The following is a 15,512-nucleotide window of genomic DNA, read 5'->3' as shown; positions in this document are numbered from 1 at the left end:
GAATAGTATGATACAGACAGCTATTGTAACAGGCGCTTCATCCGGTATCGGACGCGCTGTCAGTGAAAAATTATGTGCGCTGGGATATGATGTATTTGGTATCGGGCGCAGGTTTGATTCAAAAGTGGAAACAGAACAAAATGTGGGTGTATTCCATCCCATCATCTGTGATCTGACTGACACGGACAAACTGTGTGCCATCGTAAAACAGATCACATCGGAACACACAGTAAAAATCCTTGTCAATAATGCAGGGGCAGCTTACTATGGACTTCATGAAGAACTGAATCCAAAGAAGATACAGGAAATGGTCCGCGTGAACTTAGAAGTACCATTGATCCTTACACAGCAGCTTTTACGGACACTGAAGAAAAATAACGGTTATATCATCAATATATCGTCTGTTACGGCAAAACAGCCAAGTCCGCATGGATGTGCTTATGCTGCAACTAAGGAAGGACTTGCAGCATTTTCTGCAAGTTTATTTGAAGAGGCAAGAAAATATGGGGTTAAAGTGACTGCGATATACCCGGATATGACTGAAACAAATCTGTACCGGAATGCGGATTTTACAGTTGGAGAAGAAAAAGCATCTTATCTCACCCCGAAAGAAGTGGCAGAGGCAGTGGAATATGTGCTAAAGCAGCGGGAGGGAATCGTAATTCCGGAACTTGTATTAAGACCGCAGCTTCACCGAATCCGTAAAAAATGATTATGCCTGATCATAAAATAAACTTTTTATAAAAAAGAAGAACATCTGTATCCGTCAATCTGTACAGTTTTTGATAAAAAAGCCGTCAGTTTGACGAAAAAAGGAAAAAGATGCACAGAGCACTGTGACATCCTACAAGAAAAACAAAAATTCTTTGTGTAGGAGACATATGGCGCTTTTTGCATCTTTTTTGTATAGTATATTTATCAAATAACGAAACACAAATATCAGGAGGTATTTAGACCAATGGCAAGTTTATCATTAAAAAACATTTGCAAAGTTTATCCTAACGGTTTTGAAGCTGTTAAGGATTTCAACCTTGAAGTAGAAGATCAGGAATTCATCATTTTCGTAGGACCATCCGGATGTGGTAAATCTACTACACTTCGTATGATCGCCGGACTTGAGGAAATCTCCTCTGGTGAGTTCTATATCGACGGAAAGCTCATGAACGATGTTGAGCCAAAAGACAGAGATATCGCAATGGTATTCCAGAACTACGCTCTGTATCCTCATATGACAGTTTTTGATAACATGGCATTCGGATTAAAATTAAGAAAAGTTCCGAAGGATGAGATCAAGAGAAAAGTTGAGGAAGCAGCTAAGATCCTTGACCTTGAGAAATTGTTAGATCGTAAGCCAAAGGCTTTATCCGGTGGACAGAGACAGCGTGTTGCTATGGGACGTGCTATCGTTCGTAATCCTAAGGTATTCCTTATGGATGAGCCGTTATCCAACCTGGATGCAAAACTTCGTGTACAGATGCGTTCTGAGATCGCTTCCTTACATAACAGATTAAAAGCAACTATCATCTATGTAACACATGATCAGACCGAGGCTATGACACTTGGTACCAGAATCGTTGTATTAAAAGATGGTGTTATCATGCAGGTTGATTCTCCGCAGAAATTATACAATGAGCCGAATAACTTATTCGTTGCTGGATTCATTGGTTCTCCGCAGATGAACTTCATCGATACAAAATGTAAAGTAGAGGGAGACAAAGTATCTCTTACATTTGATAACACAACAATCGTATTACCACCAGCAAAAGCAAAGAAACTTGCAGATGCAGGATGCAACGGAAAGACTGTTGTTATGGGTATCAGACCAGAGGATATCGGTGATTCCGAGATCGAGATCGAAGCACACAAAGACTGTGCATTCGAGGCTGATGTAACAGGATACGAGTTATTAGGTTCTGAGGTATTATTATACTTCAAAGCAGCAGGCACAAGCATGACTGCAAAAGTTGATTCAAGAACAACAGCACGTATGGGAGATCACATCAAACTTGCTATTGATCCTGAGAAGATTCATGTTTTCGACAAAGAAACAGAATTGACAATTACCAACTAATTCGGTAAAATTAAACAGAACATCATTTAAAATAAAACTGGGTACAGTGATGTACCCAGTTTTTGTTCGTCAGTGAGGCTGAAATTGTAAAGCAGATGATGAATGTAAACCAGACGAAGGGGAGATATCGGAAAGGAAACAGATTATGATTTCAAACCATAAAATACAGACAGCACTTGATGAGATAAAAGATATATCGAGAATTGATCTTGCACTTTATACAGAAAAAGGAAAACCGGTTGCGGCAACCTTTGAGCCGGAGGAGGATTTAGAAGATGCGATCACGTCTTTTGCAGATTCCATGGCAGAGAGCCAGATGCTCTCAGGATATCACTTTTTTAAAGTTATCGTGGATGGCGAGGTGGAATATATTCTGCTGACAAAGTCGCAGGCAGAGGATGCTTATATGGTAGGGCGTTTAGCAGTCTGCCAGATCAGGAATCTTGCGGCGGCATATATGGAACAGTTTGACCGGAACAATTTCATGCAGAATATCCTGCTTGGCAATATGTTAGTCGTAGATATGTATAATAAGGCACAGAAACTTCATATTGAGCAGGCGGAACGTGTGGTTTATGTGATCGATCTGGAAGATAAAAAAGATTCCACAGCAGTGGAACTTGTAAAAAATCTCTTTGCAACCAAAATGCGCGATTATGTGACAGAAGTGGACGAGCAGAGTATTGTGCTGATCAAAGATGTACGTGACATCAAAAGTGAAGATGAATTACAGAAGTTAGCCGATATGATCGTGGATAATATGCACACGGAGGCGATGGTGCGTGTAAGAGTCGGTTACGGTAATCAGGTGAATAATCTGCCGGATATTGCAAAATCCTATCAGGAGGCAAAGATGGCGCTTGAGGTCGGGAAGATTTTCTATGCGGAAAAGGAGACGATCGCATATCGTTATCTTGGCATCGGACGTCTGATCTACCAGCTTCCAATGAGTCTGTGTGAAATGTTTATTCATGAGGTGTTCGGTGATGAGATACCGGATATCTTTAATGAAGAGACAACAACAACGATACAGAAATTCTTTGAAAACAACCTTAATATATCAGAGACAGCCAGACAGCTTTATGTACACAGAAATACTTTAGTGTATCGTCTGGAGCGGTTAGAAAAGATCATTGGACTTGATATCCGTAAATTTGATGATGCGATGACATTCAAACTTGCACTGATGGTTATTTCACATATGCAGTATGCGAAACGTCAGGATACGGATCAGAGATAGAAATTTGACGCAGATACAAAGGTTATCTGGTAAATAAGGAATAGATTTAGCAGGAAAGGGAAGAAAGAAATGGCAAAGACAGGCGGCTATGACGAGAGCAGTATTTCTGTTCTTGAAGGGCTTGAGGCGGTAAGAAAAAGACCGGGAATGTATATCGGCAGTGTTTCACGGAAAGGTTTAAATCACCTGATCTACGAGATCGTGGACAATGCGGTGGATGAACATCTTGCGGGAGCCTGCGATACGATTTATGTAACGTTAGAAGCGGATGGTTCCTGTACCGTGGAGGATAATGGACGAGGTGTTCCGGTCGGCATGCATGCAAAGGGAGTTTCGGCTGCCCGTATAGTTTATACGACACTGCATGCAGGAGGAAAGTTTGATGATTCCGCTTATAAGACCAGCGGTGGTCTGCATGGAGTCGGTTCTTCGGTTGTAAATGCATTATCGACACATATGGATGTCTGGATCAGCAGAGATGGCTATATCCATCATGATGGTTATGAGCGTGGTATTCCGGTGGTCGAATTGGAAAACGGGTTACTTCCGACCATTGGAAAAACGAAAAAAACAGGCACAAAAGTCAACTTTCTCCCAGATCCGGAGATTTTTGAAAAGACAAGATTTAAAGAAGATGAAGTAAAGAGCCGTATGCATGAAACAGCATACTTAAATCCGGCACTGACGATCATTTATGAGGATAAACGCGGGCCGGAAGTGGAGCATATCGTATATCATGAGGAGGAAGGAATCATTGGTTTTGTCAAAGATCTGAATAAAAACAATGAGGTACTTCACGATGTGGTCTATTTTAAAGGTGAGCAGGATGGAATCACAGTTGAGGCTGCATTTCAGTATACAAATGAGTTCCATGAGAATATTCTGGGATTCTGTAACAATATTTTTAATGCAGAAGGTGGTACGCATATTACCGGATTTAAAACGGTATTTACCACTGTCATCAATTCCTATGCGAGGGAACTTGGGATTTTAAAAGAAAAGGATTCTAATTTTACCGGAGCAGATGTCCGTAACGGTATGACGGCGATCGTTTCCATCAAACATCCGGACCCACGTTTTGAAGGACAGACCAAGACAAAACTGGATAATCAGGATGCGTCGCGTGTCACGGCAAAAGTGACCGGTGATGAGATACAGCTTTATTTTGATAAGAATTTAGAGGTATTAAAGACTGTGATCTCCTGCGCGGAGAAAGCTGCGAAGATCCGTAAGACGGAGGAGCGTGCAAAGACAAATCTTCTGACAAAACAGAAGTTTTCTTTTGACTCCAACGGAAAACTTGCCAACTGTGAGAGCAGGGATGCGTCGATCTGTGAGATCTTTATTGTCGAGGGAGATTCTGCAGGAGGATCTGCAAAGACAGCGCGTGACCGTAATTTCCAGGCAATCTTACCGATCCGTGGTAAGATTTTAAATGTAGAGAAGGCAAGTATTGACAAGGTGCTTGCAAATGCGGAGATCAAAACGATGATCAATGCGTTTGGCTGTGGTTTTTCCGAAGGCTACGGCAATGATTTTGATATCACAAAGCTGCGTTACGATAAGATCATCATTATGGCGGATGCCGATGTGGATGGAGCGCATATTTCTACGCTGCTTCTGACACTGTTTTACCGTTTTATGCCGGAACTGATCTATGAGGGACATGTTTATGTGGCGATGCCGCCGTTATACAAAGCAATCCCTGCAAAAGGTGAGGAGGAATACCTCTATGATGATGCTGCCTTAGAGCGTTACCGCAGAAATCATAAGAGTAATTTTACGCTTCAGCGCTATAAAGGTCTTGGTGAGATGGATGCAGAACAGCTCTGGGAGACGACATTAAATCCGGAAACGAGGATCTTAAAACGTATCGAGATCGAAGATGGACGTATGGCATCTGATATCACGGAACTTTTGATGGGAAATGATGTGCCGCCGCGCAAGATGTTTATTTACGAACACGCGCAGGACGCAGCACTTGATATCTGACAAGGTGAATGACTGCCGTTCATTTGATAAATGTGGATAGCAGCCGAAAACTTATTATGACAGAATGGAGTATGATATGAATCAGGAAGAACAGATTATCCGCACAGAATACTCGGAACTGATGCAGAAATCTTATATTGATTATGCCATGAGTGTTATCATTGCGCGTGCGCTGCCGGATGTGAGGGACGGCTTGAAGCCGGTGCAGAGAAGAACACTTTACGATATGTATGAACTGGGCATCCGTTACGACAAGCCGTACCGTAAATGTGCGCGTATTGTTGGTGATACGATGGGTAAATATCATCCGCACGGTGACAGCTCTATTTATGATGCACTTGTTGTAATGGCACAGGATTTTAAAAAAGGTCTGCCGCTTGTGGACGGGCATGGTAATTTTGGTTCTATCGAAGGTGATGGTGCCGCTGCAATGCGTTATACCGAGGCACGTTTACAGAAGATCACACAGGAAGCATATCTGGCAGATTTAGACAAAGATGTAGTAAATTTTGTCCCGAACTTTGATGAGACAGAAAAAGAGCCGGAAGTACTTCCTGTAAAAGTGCCAAATCTGCTTTTGAATGGAGCAGAGGGAATCGCTGTCGGTATGACGACAAGCATTCCGCCACATAATTTTGGCGAGGTCATTGACGGTGTGATCGCATATATGAAAGATCCGGATATCAACACAGAGCAGATGATGCAGTATATACCGGGACCGGATTTCCCAACAGGCGGTATCGTTGCAAATAAGGACGAGCTGATGGCTGTTTATTCAACTGGTATGGGCAAGATCAAGATCCGTGGCAAGGTAGAAGTGGAAAAGGGAAAAGGCGGAAAAGACCGTCTTGTCATCACCGAGATTCCATATACCATGATCGGTGCGAATATCGGAAAGTTTTTAAATGATATCTATAATCTGGTTGAGACAAAGAAAACTTCTGATATCGTTGATATTACAAACCAGTCTTCGAAAGAAGGAATCCGTATTGTTCTGGAATTAAAAAAAGGTGCGGATATCGAGAATTTAAAGAATCTTCTCTATAAGAAAACGAAACTGGAAGATACATTTGGCGTCAATATGTTAGCAGTAGCGGATGGCAAACCGGAAACCATGGGAATCGTTCCGATCATCCGTCACCATGTGAATTTCCAGTATGAACTTGCAACACGCAAGTATCAGACACTTCTTGCAAAAGAACGTGATAAAAAGGAGATTCAGGAAGGTCTTATCAAGGCAACCGATGTCATTGATCTGATCATTGAGATCCTGCGTGGAAGTAAAAATGTAAAGGATGCAAGAGCATGTCTGACGGATGGCATCACGGATAACATCAATTTCAAATCCGAACAGTCGAAGCGTGAGGCGGCAAAACTCCGTTTTACAGAAAGACAGACTACAGCGATCCTCGAGATGCGCCTGCAGAAATTGATCGGACTTGAACTGGAAGCACTTTTAAAAGACCATGACGAGACGCTGAAAAATATTGCAAAATATGAGGATATTTTAGGCAGCCGTGCAGCTATGGCAAAAGTTATCATCAAAGAGTTAGAGAATTTTAAGAAAGAGTATGAAAAACCAAGAAAAACGGTGATCGATAACCTGGAGGAAGCGGTTGTTGAAGAGAAGAAGATCGAGGAAATGGATGTTGTATTCCTGATGGATCGTTTTGGATATGCAAAAACTGTGGATGTTGCAACTTATGAGAGAAATAAAGAGGCAGCGAATACGGAAAACCGCTATATCTTAACCTGCAAAAATACGGATAAAATCTGCATTTTTACAAATAAGGGACAGATGCATCTGTTAAAGGTATTAGATCTTCCTTATGGTAAATTCCGTGACAAGGGAACGCCGATCGATAACTTAAGTAATTATAACAGCAGCGAGGAAAATTTTGTCTATATCACGAATCTTGCTGCAATCAGCCGGTCACAGGTTCTTTTTGGAACAAAATCTGCAATGTTAAAAGTTGTGGATGGAAGTGAATTTGATGTAGCAAAACGTACCACAGCCGCGACAAAGTTAAACGAAGGTGATGAGCTGATCTTTGTACAGGCGCTTACACTGGAAGAAACACTTGTGATGCAGTCTGAAAAAGACTTTTTCCTCAGAATTGATATTTCAAGTATCCCGGAAAAGAAAAAGGGAGCGGTCGGAGTGCGTGGCATGAAATTAGGTGCAGGCGATGCACTTACTGCCATTTATCTGCTGAATGCAGAAGATTCGGTCAATGTTGAGGTAAAAGGCAAAGAGGTAGCATTAAACCGCCTGCGTACTGCAGGACGTGACACGAAGGGAACCAAACGATGAAACAGACAAAAGGTTACCAGATCTGGCAGATCCTTTATCCGATCGGACTTTATTATGTAGTATCGAGTCTCTGCTATTTTGCACTGGAGATGCTTCTTGGTACTGCGAATGAGACGTATATGCTGCGTCAGCTTGTATGTGCGGCGGTTACGATCCCGGTTATATTAAAATTTTATATGGCAGACCAGAACGTACGTGATACCGTTTATGGAAAAAGAAAGTTTAATATGGGCAGGGAACAGTTTATAAATATTGCAGTGACGGTTGTATCTGTAGCTGCACTTGGAATTGCAGTCAACAATATTATTGCAATGACACCGCTCATCCAGGCATCTGAAGGGTTCCAGACTGCAAATCAGGCATTTTTTGCGGGAACAGCAGTTTACGAGTTCCTTGGTTCTTGTCTTCTGATCCCGATTGCAGAAGAATTATTGTTCCGTGGAGTGGTTTATCAGAGATTAAAACTTATGATTGGTGTGTATCCTGCAGTCATTTGTTCTGCACTGATCTTTGGACTGGTGCATGTGAATCTGGTACAGTTTTTATATGCGGCAGTGTTAGGATGTCTGCTGGCGTTTTTGTATGAAAAGACAGGATTTTTCTATGTACCGGTATTAGGACATATCGCAGCGAATACCGTGGCAGTTGTGCGTGCAGAGACGGGATGGCTGTCCTTTGGCTATGCGGCGGATGCGAAAGGGATTGGCTTTACGGCGGGGATGCTTGTTGTGGCTGGTGTTGTAATCGTTGGATTCTGGAGGTGGAAGAAGAATGTGGGATTTGATGAGAGAGACTGAAGAAAAAGTGCGCGGATATTTACTAATATGGAAAAGGAAGCTATCAACTCCGGGTGGTCGATACGGGAATTAAAGTGGCAGATTTCCACGTCTCTCTATGAAAGGCTGTTATTATCAGAGGGAAAAACAAACAAAAAAACAGTGCTTGCTCTCGCAGAAAAAGGAATTGAAAACTACCAAACTGACACCAGAAGCTGCTGGACAGCTCAATATGTATCTGAATTATTATGCCGCAGAAATAAATGACGAACATGATAATCCACCGATTGGCATTATTCTTTGTACGGACAAGGACAGTATAGCAGCAGAATATGCACTAGGCGGTCTGTCTAATAATATTTTTGCTTCGTGCTATGTTTCCTATATTCCCGATAAGGAGCAGTTGATCGCACAGGTGGAGGCGGTTTTGAATGAGTGGCATAAACAGGAAAATAAATAGTAAGAGAAAAAAATGGGACACGGACGCTAAATGAGCAGCCAATGAGTCCCATTTTTTGCTAGAAAAACATATGATGAAGAAGAGGTTGAACAACTGATACAGATCAATGTTTCATATGTAAATGATTCTGAAAATTAACTTTTTGTGAGAGCGGATAAAAAGATATCTGTGCAGTGCGTAAAGACAAAAGTAAATAGGGAGTAAGCTATGATAAGAAAAATGGAAGAAAAGGATATATCTGATGTTATGCAGATATGGCTTGAGACAAACATTAAGGCACATAGTTTTATAGAGAAGGCATATTGGACCAGCAATTATGAAATGGTAAAACAGATTCTGCCGGAAGCAGAAGTATATGTATATGAAGAGGGAAAAAATGGTCAGATAGATGGTTTTATCGGAATAAATGATTGCTATATCGAGGGATTGTTTGTGAAAGAATCTGCACAATCGATGGGAATTGGAAAATATCTGCTGGATTATGTAAAAAGCAGAAAAACCGAATTGCGTTTATGTGTATACGAAAAGAATGTGCATGCAATTTACTTTTATCAGAGGGAGAATTTCCGGATACAGGCGGAAGAAACAGATGAAGATACAAACGAAAAAGAGTATGTTATGAGGTGGGGAAAATGAAAAATAAATTAGTCATGGCGATGATTACTGTTGTATTTGCAAGTGAGTGTTTTGCTGGATGCAGTAAAAAAACAATAGAAAATTCTGCTGCTTCAAACGCGTCAGTATTGGAAGAAAATGAGAAAGAAGCAGAAGACGCGAAGAAAACAGAAAATGCTCCTGATGCACAGACAGAAAAATATGTCGTGGAGAATCAGGAATATGTCTATTCCACATACAGCGATATCGGTCAGTTAGGGGAAGAGGGAAACTATTATAATTCAGATTATCCGGGTAAGGATGCCTATGAGGTGCCTGTATTTGAAACGACTGCAGACATCACACACGATGGAATTGCAGATCTGGTTTCAGTAGTCGGATATGGCGGTGAGCCGGATGCAACAGTAGATGATGTTGTAAGTAACAGTTCATATGGATGTTATGTGAAAGTCTATCGCGGAACAAAAGATGGAGAATATGAAAGTTATCCGAGATTTATCAGCAGAAACTTTCACCTGTCGCATGCAGGAAATGGAACGATATGTCTTTCGAAAAAGGATGGTCTGGACTATCTTTTGATAAGCACAACCTATGAAATGCAAGGGACTGCACAATATGATTTCGCAGCCTTTTATGTGGATGATGAAAAGGGAATTGTGATCGATGACACCTATGGTGTTGAATTTGCAGTTGACAAGGACGAACATCCGGACTGGAACGAATGTACACACAGGGAAGACGTTGTCCCACTTTTGCAGGAAAAAATGACACACTACCTGAAAGATTCTACGCTTCTTCTGTCACTTGACATTGATAATGGTGCCCTGTACAGTTGTGAGGAAAAAACACTGGAGGGAAACGCCCAGAAAAATAAAAACAAAACAGGAGAAACGAAACAGGAAACATGATGCATGCTCAGAAACTGGATATCCGTCTGACGTTTATCCGGATCATTTTGCCGGAAGTTATGTGGGCAGATTCCTGTTTCTGCTGCTTGCGATCGTTCTGACCGGAGTGGGGGCTGCGATGTCACTGAACATGCGGCTGATCCCGAATCCGGGAGATGGAATTGTGCAGGCAATCGCGGATACGATACATAAGAGCGTAGGATTTACCAAAAACAGAAAAAATACACAGATACAATTTAGACACAATTTAATAAAACTGGTAAAAATGCGAAGATGCAGAAAAATTAATGAAATTTTTTTGCATCTTCTTTTTATGTAATTGTTTGTATAAATATGATTTGAAACAAAAATAAAATAAAAAGACAGATAACTATATATAATAATGCACAATTAACATATTATCAGACAATATAACGAAAAAAATAGTAGACAAACGGATGCGAAAGTTGTATATTAATACATAACAAATCCAGCAAAAGACAACTGTTTTTCTGACAAAGACAGACGAGCAGATGGAGAAAGGAAGTTGAAGATGAAAGAGCAGAAATTAGACCGTTTTTCTGTAACAGGCAGCTACAAGAAGGAAACCGGAATGTATGATCCGAGATTTGAGCATGATAACTGCGGTATCGGTGCTGTTGTCAATATCAAAGGTATCAAGACACATGCAACGGTAGAGAATGCATTAAAGATCGTAGAAAACTTGAAACACAGGGCAGGTAAAGATGCAGAGGGCAAGACAGGTGACGGTGTTGGTATTCTGCTTCAGGTATCACATAAGTTTTTCTCGAAAGTGACAAAACCACTTGGCATCGAGCTTGGAGAGGAGAGAGACTACGGTGTCGGCATGTTTTTCTTCCCGCAGGATGAATTAAAACGCAACCAGGCGAAGAAAATGTTTGAGGTCATCGTGAACAAGGAAGGAATGGAGTTCTTAGGATGGAGAGAAGTTCCAACCGATCCGACCAAACTCGGACAGAAAGCAGTTGACTGTATGCCGTATATTATGCAGGGCTTTGTCAAACGTCCGGCAGAAGTGGCAAAGGGACTTGATTTTGACCGCAAACTGTATGTGGCAAGACGTGTTTTTGAACAGTCCAACGATGATACTTATGTGGTTTCTTTATCCAGCAGAACCATCGTATACAAAGGTATGTTCTTAGTAGAGCAGCTTCGCTTATTCTTTGCTGACTTACAGGATAAAGATTACGAATCAGCGATCGCAACCGTGCACTCCCGTTTCTCCACGAACACGAATCCAAGCTGGGAGAGAGCGCATCCGAACCGTTTTATCGTACATAACGGTGAGATCAACACCATCAAGGGTAATGCGGACAAGATGCTTGCCCGCGAGGAGACGATGGAGTCTGAGCACTTAAAAGGAGAACTGCAGAAGGTACTTCCGGTTATCAATTCCGAGGGTTCCGACTCCGCAATGCTTGATAATACCTTGGAATTTCTGGTTATGAGCGGCATGGAACTTCCACTTGCAGTTATGATCATGATCCCGGAGCCATGGGCAAACAACCGCATCATGTCACAGAAGAAAAAAGATTTTTATCAGTATTACGCAACGATGATGGAGCCTTGGGACGGACCTGCATCTATTCTGTTCTCCGACGGTGATATGATGGGAGCAGTGCTTGACCGCAACGGTCTGCGTCCTTCCCGTTATTACATTACAGATGATGATTATCTGATCCTCTCCTCCGAGGTCGGTGTACTTGATATCGATCCGACAAAGATTCTCGTAAAAGAGCGTCTGCGTCCTGGTAAAATGCTTCTGGTTGATACCGTTGCAGGCCGCGTGATCGACGATGATGAGTTGAAAGAAACTTATGCAAACAAACAGCCATACGGTGAATGGCTTGACCGCAACCTCTTAAAACTGGAAGATCTAAAAATCCCGAACGAGCGTGTGCCGGAATACACCAAGGAAGAGCGCCAGAGAATGCAGAAGGCTTTCGGTTATACATTCGAGTCCCTGCGTGAAGCAATCCTTCCGATGGCAAAGAACGGCGGCGAGGGCACCTCTGCCATGGGTATTGATACACCGCTTGCTGCACTTGCAAGTGACCATCAGCCATTATTCAACTATTTCAAACAGCTGTTTGCACAGGTAACAAACCCGCCGATCGACTCGATCCGTGAGAAAGTTGTAACATCCACGACAGTCTATATCGGTGAAGACGGTAACCTCTTAGAGGAGAAGGCAGAGAACTGCCAGGTACTAAAAGTAAATAACCCGATTCTGACAAACACAGACCTGATGAAGATCAAAGCCATGAAGGTGCCGGGATTTAAAGTAGAAGTGATCCCGATCATTTACTATAAAAACACAAGCCTTGAAAAGGCAATCGACCGTCTGTTTGTGGAAGCCGACCGTGCATACAGAGATGGCGCAAACATCCTGATCCTTTCTGACCGTGGAATCGATGAGAACCATGTTCCGATTCCTTCACTGCTTGCTGTCTCAGCCTTACAGCAGCATCTGGTAAGAACGAAAAAGAGAACTTCGGTTGCGATGATCTTAGAGTCCGGCGAACCGAGAGAGGTACATCATTTTGCAACACTGCTCGGCTATGGTGCGTGCGCGATCAACCCATATCTGGTACAGGATACGGTAAAACAGCTTGTGGACGAGCATATGCTTGACAAAGATTACTATGCAGCCGTACAGGATTACAACAATGCAATCTTAAACGGTATCGTAAAGATCGCATCCAAGATGGGTATTTCCACGATCCAGTCTTACGAGGGTTCTAAGATCTTCGAGGCGATCGGTATTGATAAAAATGTCATTGACAAATATTTTACCAACACGGTCAGCCGTATTGGTGGTATCACATTAAAGGATATTGAAAATGATGTCAATGAGCTTCATTCTGCAGCCTACGATCCGCTTGGACTTGAATCCGATCTGACTTTAGAGAGCCGCGGACGCCATAAGATGAGAAGCGGAGCAGACCCGCATCTTTACAATCCTGCAACGATCCATCTGTTACAGGAGGCAACCAGACGAGGTGACTATGAGCTGTTCAAACAGTACACGGATCTGGTTAATAAGGAAGAAAGAGAGATCACACTGCGTGGACTGATGGATTTCAATTACCCGAAAAAAGGTGTACCGCTTGAGGAAGTAGAGAGTGTTGACTCCATTGTACAGAGATTTAAAACAGGTGCGATGTCCTATGGTTCCATTTCACAGGAGGCACATGAGACGCTCGCAATCGCAATGAATCGCCTGCATGGAAAATCCAACTCCGGTGAAGGTGGTGAGGATGCAGAGCGTATCGCAAGTAAAAACAGCAGTGTCAACCGCTGTTCTGCGATCAAACAGGTTGCATCCGGACGTTTCGGTGTCACCAGCCAGTATTTAGTCAGTGCACAGGAGATCCAGATCAAGATGGCACAGGGGGCAAAACCTGGTGAAGGCGGACATCTTCCGGGCAAAAAAGTTTATCCGTGGATCGCAAAGACCAGACTTTCCACTCCGGGCGTGGCTCTGATCTCTCCGCCGCCACATCACGATATTTATTCCATCGAGGATCTTGAGCAGCTGATCTTCGACTTAAAGAACTCAAACCGCGATGCGAGAATTACCGTAAAACTGGTATCTGAGGCAGGTGTTGGTACAGTCGCAGCCGGTGTTGCAAAAGCAGGTGCACAGGTTGTATTGATCTCCGGTTATGACGGCGGTACCGGTGCAGCTCCGGCAAGTTCCATCCACAATGCAGGACTTCCATGGGAGCTTGGACTTTCTGAGACACACCAGACGCTGATCATGAATGGACTTAGAAACAAAGTCCGCATTGAAACAGATGGGAAACTGATGAGCGGACGTGACGTTGCAATCGCAGCACTGCTCGGCGCAGAAGAATATGGTTTTGCGACCGCACCGCTTGTAACTTTAGGCTGTGTCATGATGCGTGTATGTAACTTGGATACCTGTCCGGCAGGTATTGCAACACAGAACCCGGAACTGCGCAAACGTTTTGCAGGAAAACCGGAGTATGTTGAGAACTTCATGCGTTTTATCGCGGCAGAGCTGAGAGAGTACATGGCAAAACTTGGCTGTAAGACGATCGATGAGATGGTCGGCAGAAGCGATCTGTTAAAGGTTCGTGATGATTTAAGCGGCAGGGAGAAAGAGATCGATCTTTCCAAAATCTTAAACAACCCGTTTGCAGACCAGAAAAAGAAAGTCATCTTTGATCCGAAACAGGTTTATGATTTCGAGTTGGAAAAATCAAAAGATATCACGGTGCTCTTAAAACAGTTAGGACCGGCACTTGAAAAACAGCAGCGCAGAAGCATTGACGTGGAAGTGACCAACACCGATCGTTCCTTCGGTACGATCTTCGGTTCCGAGATCACCAAGAAATACGGCGGCGAGGGACTCCCGGAAGATACCTTTATCGTAAAATGCAGCGGCGCAGGCGGACAGAGTTTCGGCGCATTTATCCCGAAAGGACTGACCTTAGAGTTAGTCGGAGATTCCAATGACTACTTTGGAAAAGGACTTTCCGGTGGAAAACTGGTTGTCTATGCTCCGGCAGGCGTGAAATACAAAAAAGATGAGAACATCATCATCGGTAACGTTGCCCTCTATGGTGCAACCAGCGGAAAAGCATTTATCAGCGGTGTCGCAGGCGAGCGTTTCTGTGTCCGCAACTCCGGTGCATCCGCAGTTGTTGAGGGAGTCGGCGACCATGGATGTGAATACATGACCGGCGGTCGTGTCGTAGTCCTCGGTAAGACTGGAAAGAACTTTGCAGCAGGTATGAGCGGCGGTATCGCATATGTGCTCGACGAGGACAACGATCTGTATACAAGAATGAACAAAGAAATGGTATTTTCCGAAGAAATATCCAATAAATATGATGTTATGGAATTAAAGGATATGATCAAAGAGCATGTGGCATTGACCAATTCCGAGAAAGGAAAAGCAATCCTTGACAATTTCAGCGAATATCTGCCGAAATTCAAAAAGGTCATTCCATACGATTATAACCGGATGCTGATGGCGATCGTTCAGATGGAGGAGAAAGGTTTATCCTCGGAACAGGCGCAGATCGAAGCATTTTATGCAAACACGAGAGGTTAAATAAGCAAGATGTTCCTGCGGCAAGTGCC

Annotated in this window: 11 protein-coding genes; all 11 read left to right on the top strand. The window is 43.0% G+C overall.

Annotation, left to right across the window (positions count from 1 at the left end; all coding sequences use genetic code 11):
- The first annotated feature begins 7 nt into the window (after positions 1-7).
- Positions 8-712, top strand: a complete 705-nt coding sequence (locus DW650_RS04765) for an SDR family oxidoreductase (protein ID WP_118209208.1) — start codon at positions 8-10, stop codon at positions 710-712.
- A gap of 246 nt (positions 713-958) precedes the next feature.
- Entirely contained in the window at positions 959-2,071 is a 1,113-nt protein-coding gene (locus tag DW650_RS04760; protein WP_117919554.1) for an ABC transporter ATP-binding protein, read from the top strand.
- 145 nt (positions 2,072-2,216) lie between these two features.
- Positions 2,217-3,311 carry a PucR family transcriptional regulator gene (locus DW650_RS04755; protein WP_118209207.1) on the top strand — a complete coding sequence of 365 codons (1,095 nt, stop codon included), beginning with the start codon at positions 2,217-2,219 and terminating at the stop codon, positions 3,309-3,311.
- Between the two features lie 69 nt (positions 3,312-3,380).
- Entirely contained in the window at positions 3,381-5,303 is a 1,923-nt protein-coding gene (locus DW650_RS04750) for a DNA gyrase/topoisomerase IV subunit B (RefSeq protein ID WP_117919558.1), read from the top strand.
- Between the two features lie 64 nt (positions 5,304-5,367).
- On the top strand, positions 5,368-7,617 hold the full coding sequence (locus tag DW650_RS04745) for a DNA gyrase/topoisomerase IV subunit A (RefSeq protein ID WP_118209206.1): 2,250 nt from the start codon (positions 5,368-5,370) through the stop codon (positions 7,615-7,617).
- A complete protein-coding gene (locus DW650_RS04740; RefSeq protein ID WP_118209205.1) occupies positions 7,614-8,414 on the top strand; it encodes a CPBP family intramembrane glutamic endopeptidase in 801 nt (266 codons plus the stop codon). Before DW650_RS04745 ends, DW650_RS04740 begins: the two co-directional genes overlap by 4 nt.
- A 166-nt stretch (positions 8,415-8,580) precedes the next feature.
- Entirely contained in the window at positions 8,581-8,853 is a 273-nt protein-coding gene (locus DW650_RS04735; RefSeq protein WP_330414594.1) for a PDDEXK nuclease domain-containing protein, read from the top strand.
- Between the two features lie 207 nt (positions 8,854-9,060).
- Positions 9,061-9,489: a GNAT family N-acetyltransferase gene (locus DW650_RS04730; protein WP_118209204.1), complete on the top strand. Its 429-nt coding sequence runs from the start codon at positions 9,061-9,063 to the stop codon at positions 9,487-9,489.
- Positions 9,486-10,376: a hypothetical protein gene (locus DW650_RS04725; protein ID WP_118209203.1), complete on the top strand. Its 891-nt coding sequence runs from the start codon at positions 9,486-9,488 to the stop codon at positions 10,374-10,376. Before DW650_RS04730 ends, DW650_RS04725 begins: the two co-directional genes overlap by 4 nt.
- A 61-nt stretch (positions 10,377-10,437) precedes the next feature.
- Positions 10,438-10,695, top strand: coding sequence for a hypothetical protein (locus DW650_RS04720; RefSeq protein WP_199654199.1), 258 nt, complete (start codon positions 10,438-10,440; stop codon positions 10,693-10,695).
- Between the two features lie 213 nt (positions 10,696-10,908).
- Complete coding sequence (gltB, locus tag DW650_RS04715) at positions 10,909-15,483, top strand: glutamate synthase large subunit (RefSeq protein WP_118209201.1); 4,575 nt, start codon at positions 10,909-10,911, stop codon at positions 15,481-15,483.
- The last annotated feature ends 29 nt before the right edge of the window (positions 15,484-15,512 follow it).

This window comes from Roseburia sp. AM23-20 (assembly GCF_003470905.1).
Lineage (GTDB): Bacteria > Bacillota > Clostridia > Lachnospirales > Lachnospiraceae > Roseburia > Roseburia rectibacter.
The sequence above is the reverse complement of the archived record's forward strand: the minus strand, read 5'-3'. Positions and strand labels throughout refer to the sequence as shown.

Coding starts and splice junctions, on each gene's coding strand:
- DW650_RS04730 (WP_118209204.1), top strand. CDS start 9,061: ATGATAAGAAAAATGGAAGAAAAGGATATATCTGATGTTATGCAGATA.
- DW650_RS04755 (WP_118209207.1), top strand. CDS start 2,217: ATGATTTCAAACCATAAAATACAGACAGCACTTGATGAGATAAAAGAT.
- DW650_RS04760 (WP_117919554.1), top strand. CDS start 959: ATGGCAAGTTTATCATTAAAAAACATTTGCAAAGTTTATCCTAACGGT.
- DW650_RS04765 (WP_118209208.1), top strand. CDS start 8: ATGATACAGACAGCTATTGTAACAGGCGCTTCATCCGGTATCGGACGC.
- DW650_RS04745 (WP_118209206.1), top strand. CDS start 5,368: ATGGAGTATGATATGAATCAGGAAGAACAGATTATCCGCACAGAATAC.
- DW650_RS04750 (WP_117919558.1), top strand. CDS start 3,381: ATGGCAAAGACAGGCGGCTATGACGAGAGCAGTATTTCTGTTCTTGAA.
- DW650_RS04725 (WP_118209203.1), top strand. CDS start 9,486: ATGAAAAATAAATTAGTCATGGCGATGATTACTGTTGTATTTGCAAGT.
- gltB (WP_118209201.1), top strand. CDS start 10,909: ATGAAAGAGCAGAAATTAGACCGTTTTTCTGTAACAGGCAGCTACAAG.
- DW650_RS04740 (WP_118209205.1), top strand. CDS start 7,614: ATGAAACAGACAAAAGGTTACCAGATCTGGCAGATCCTTTATCCGATC.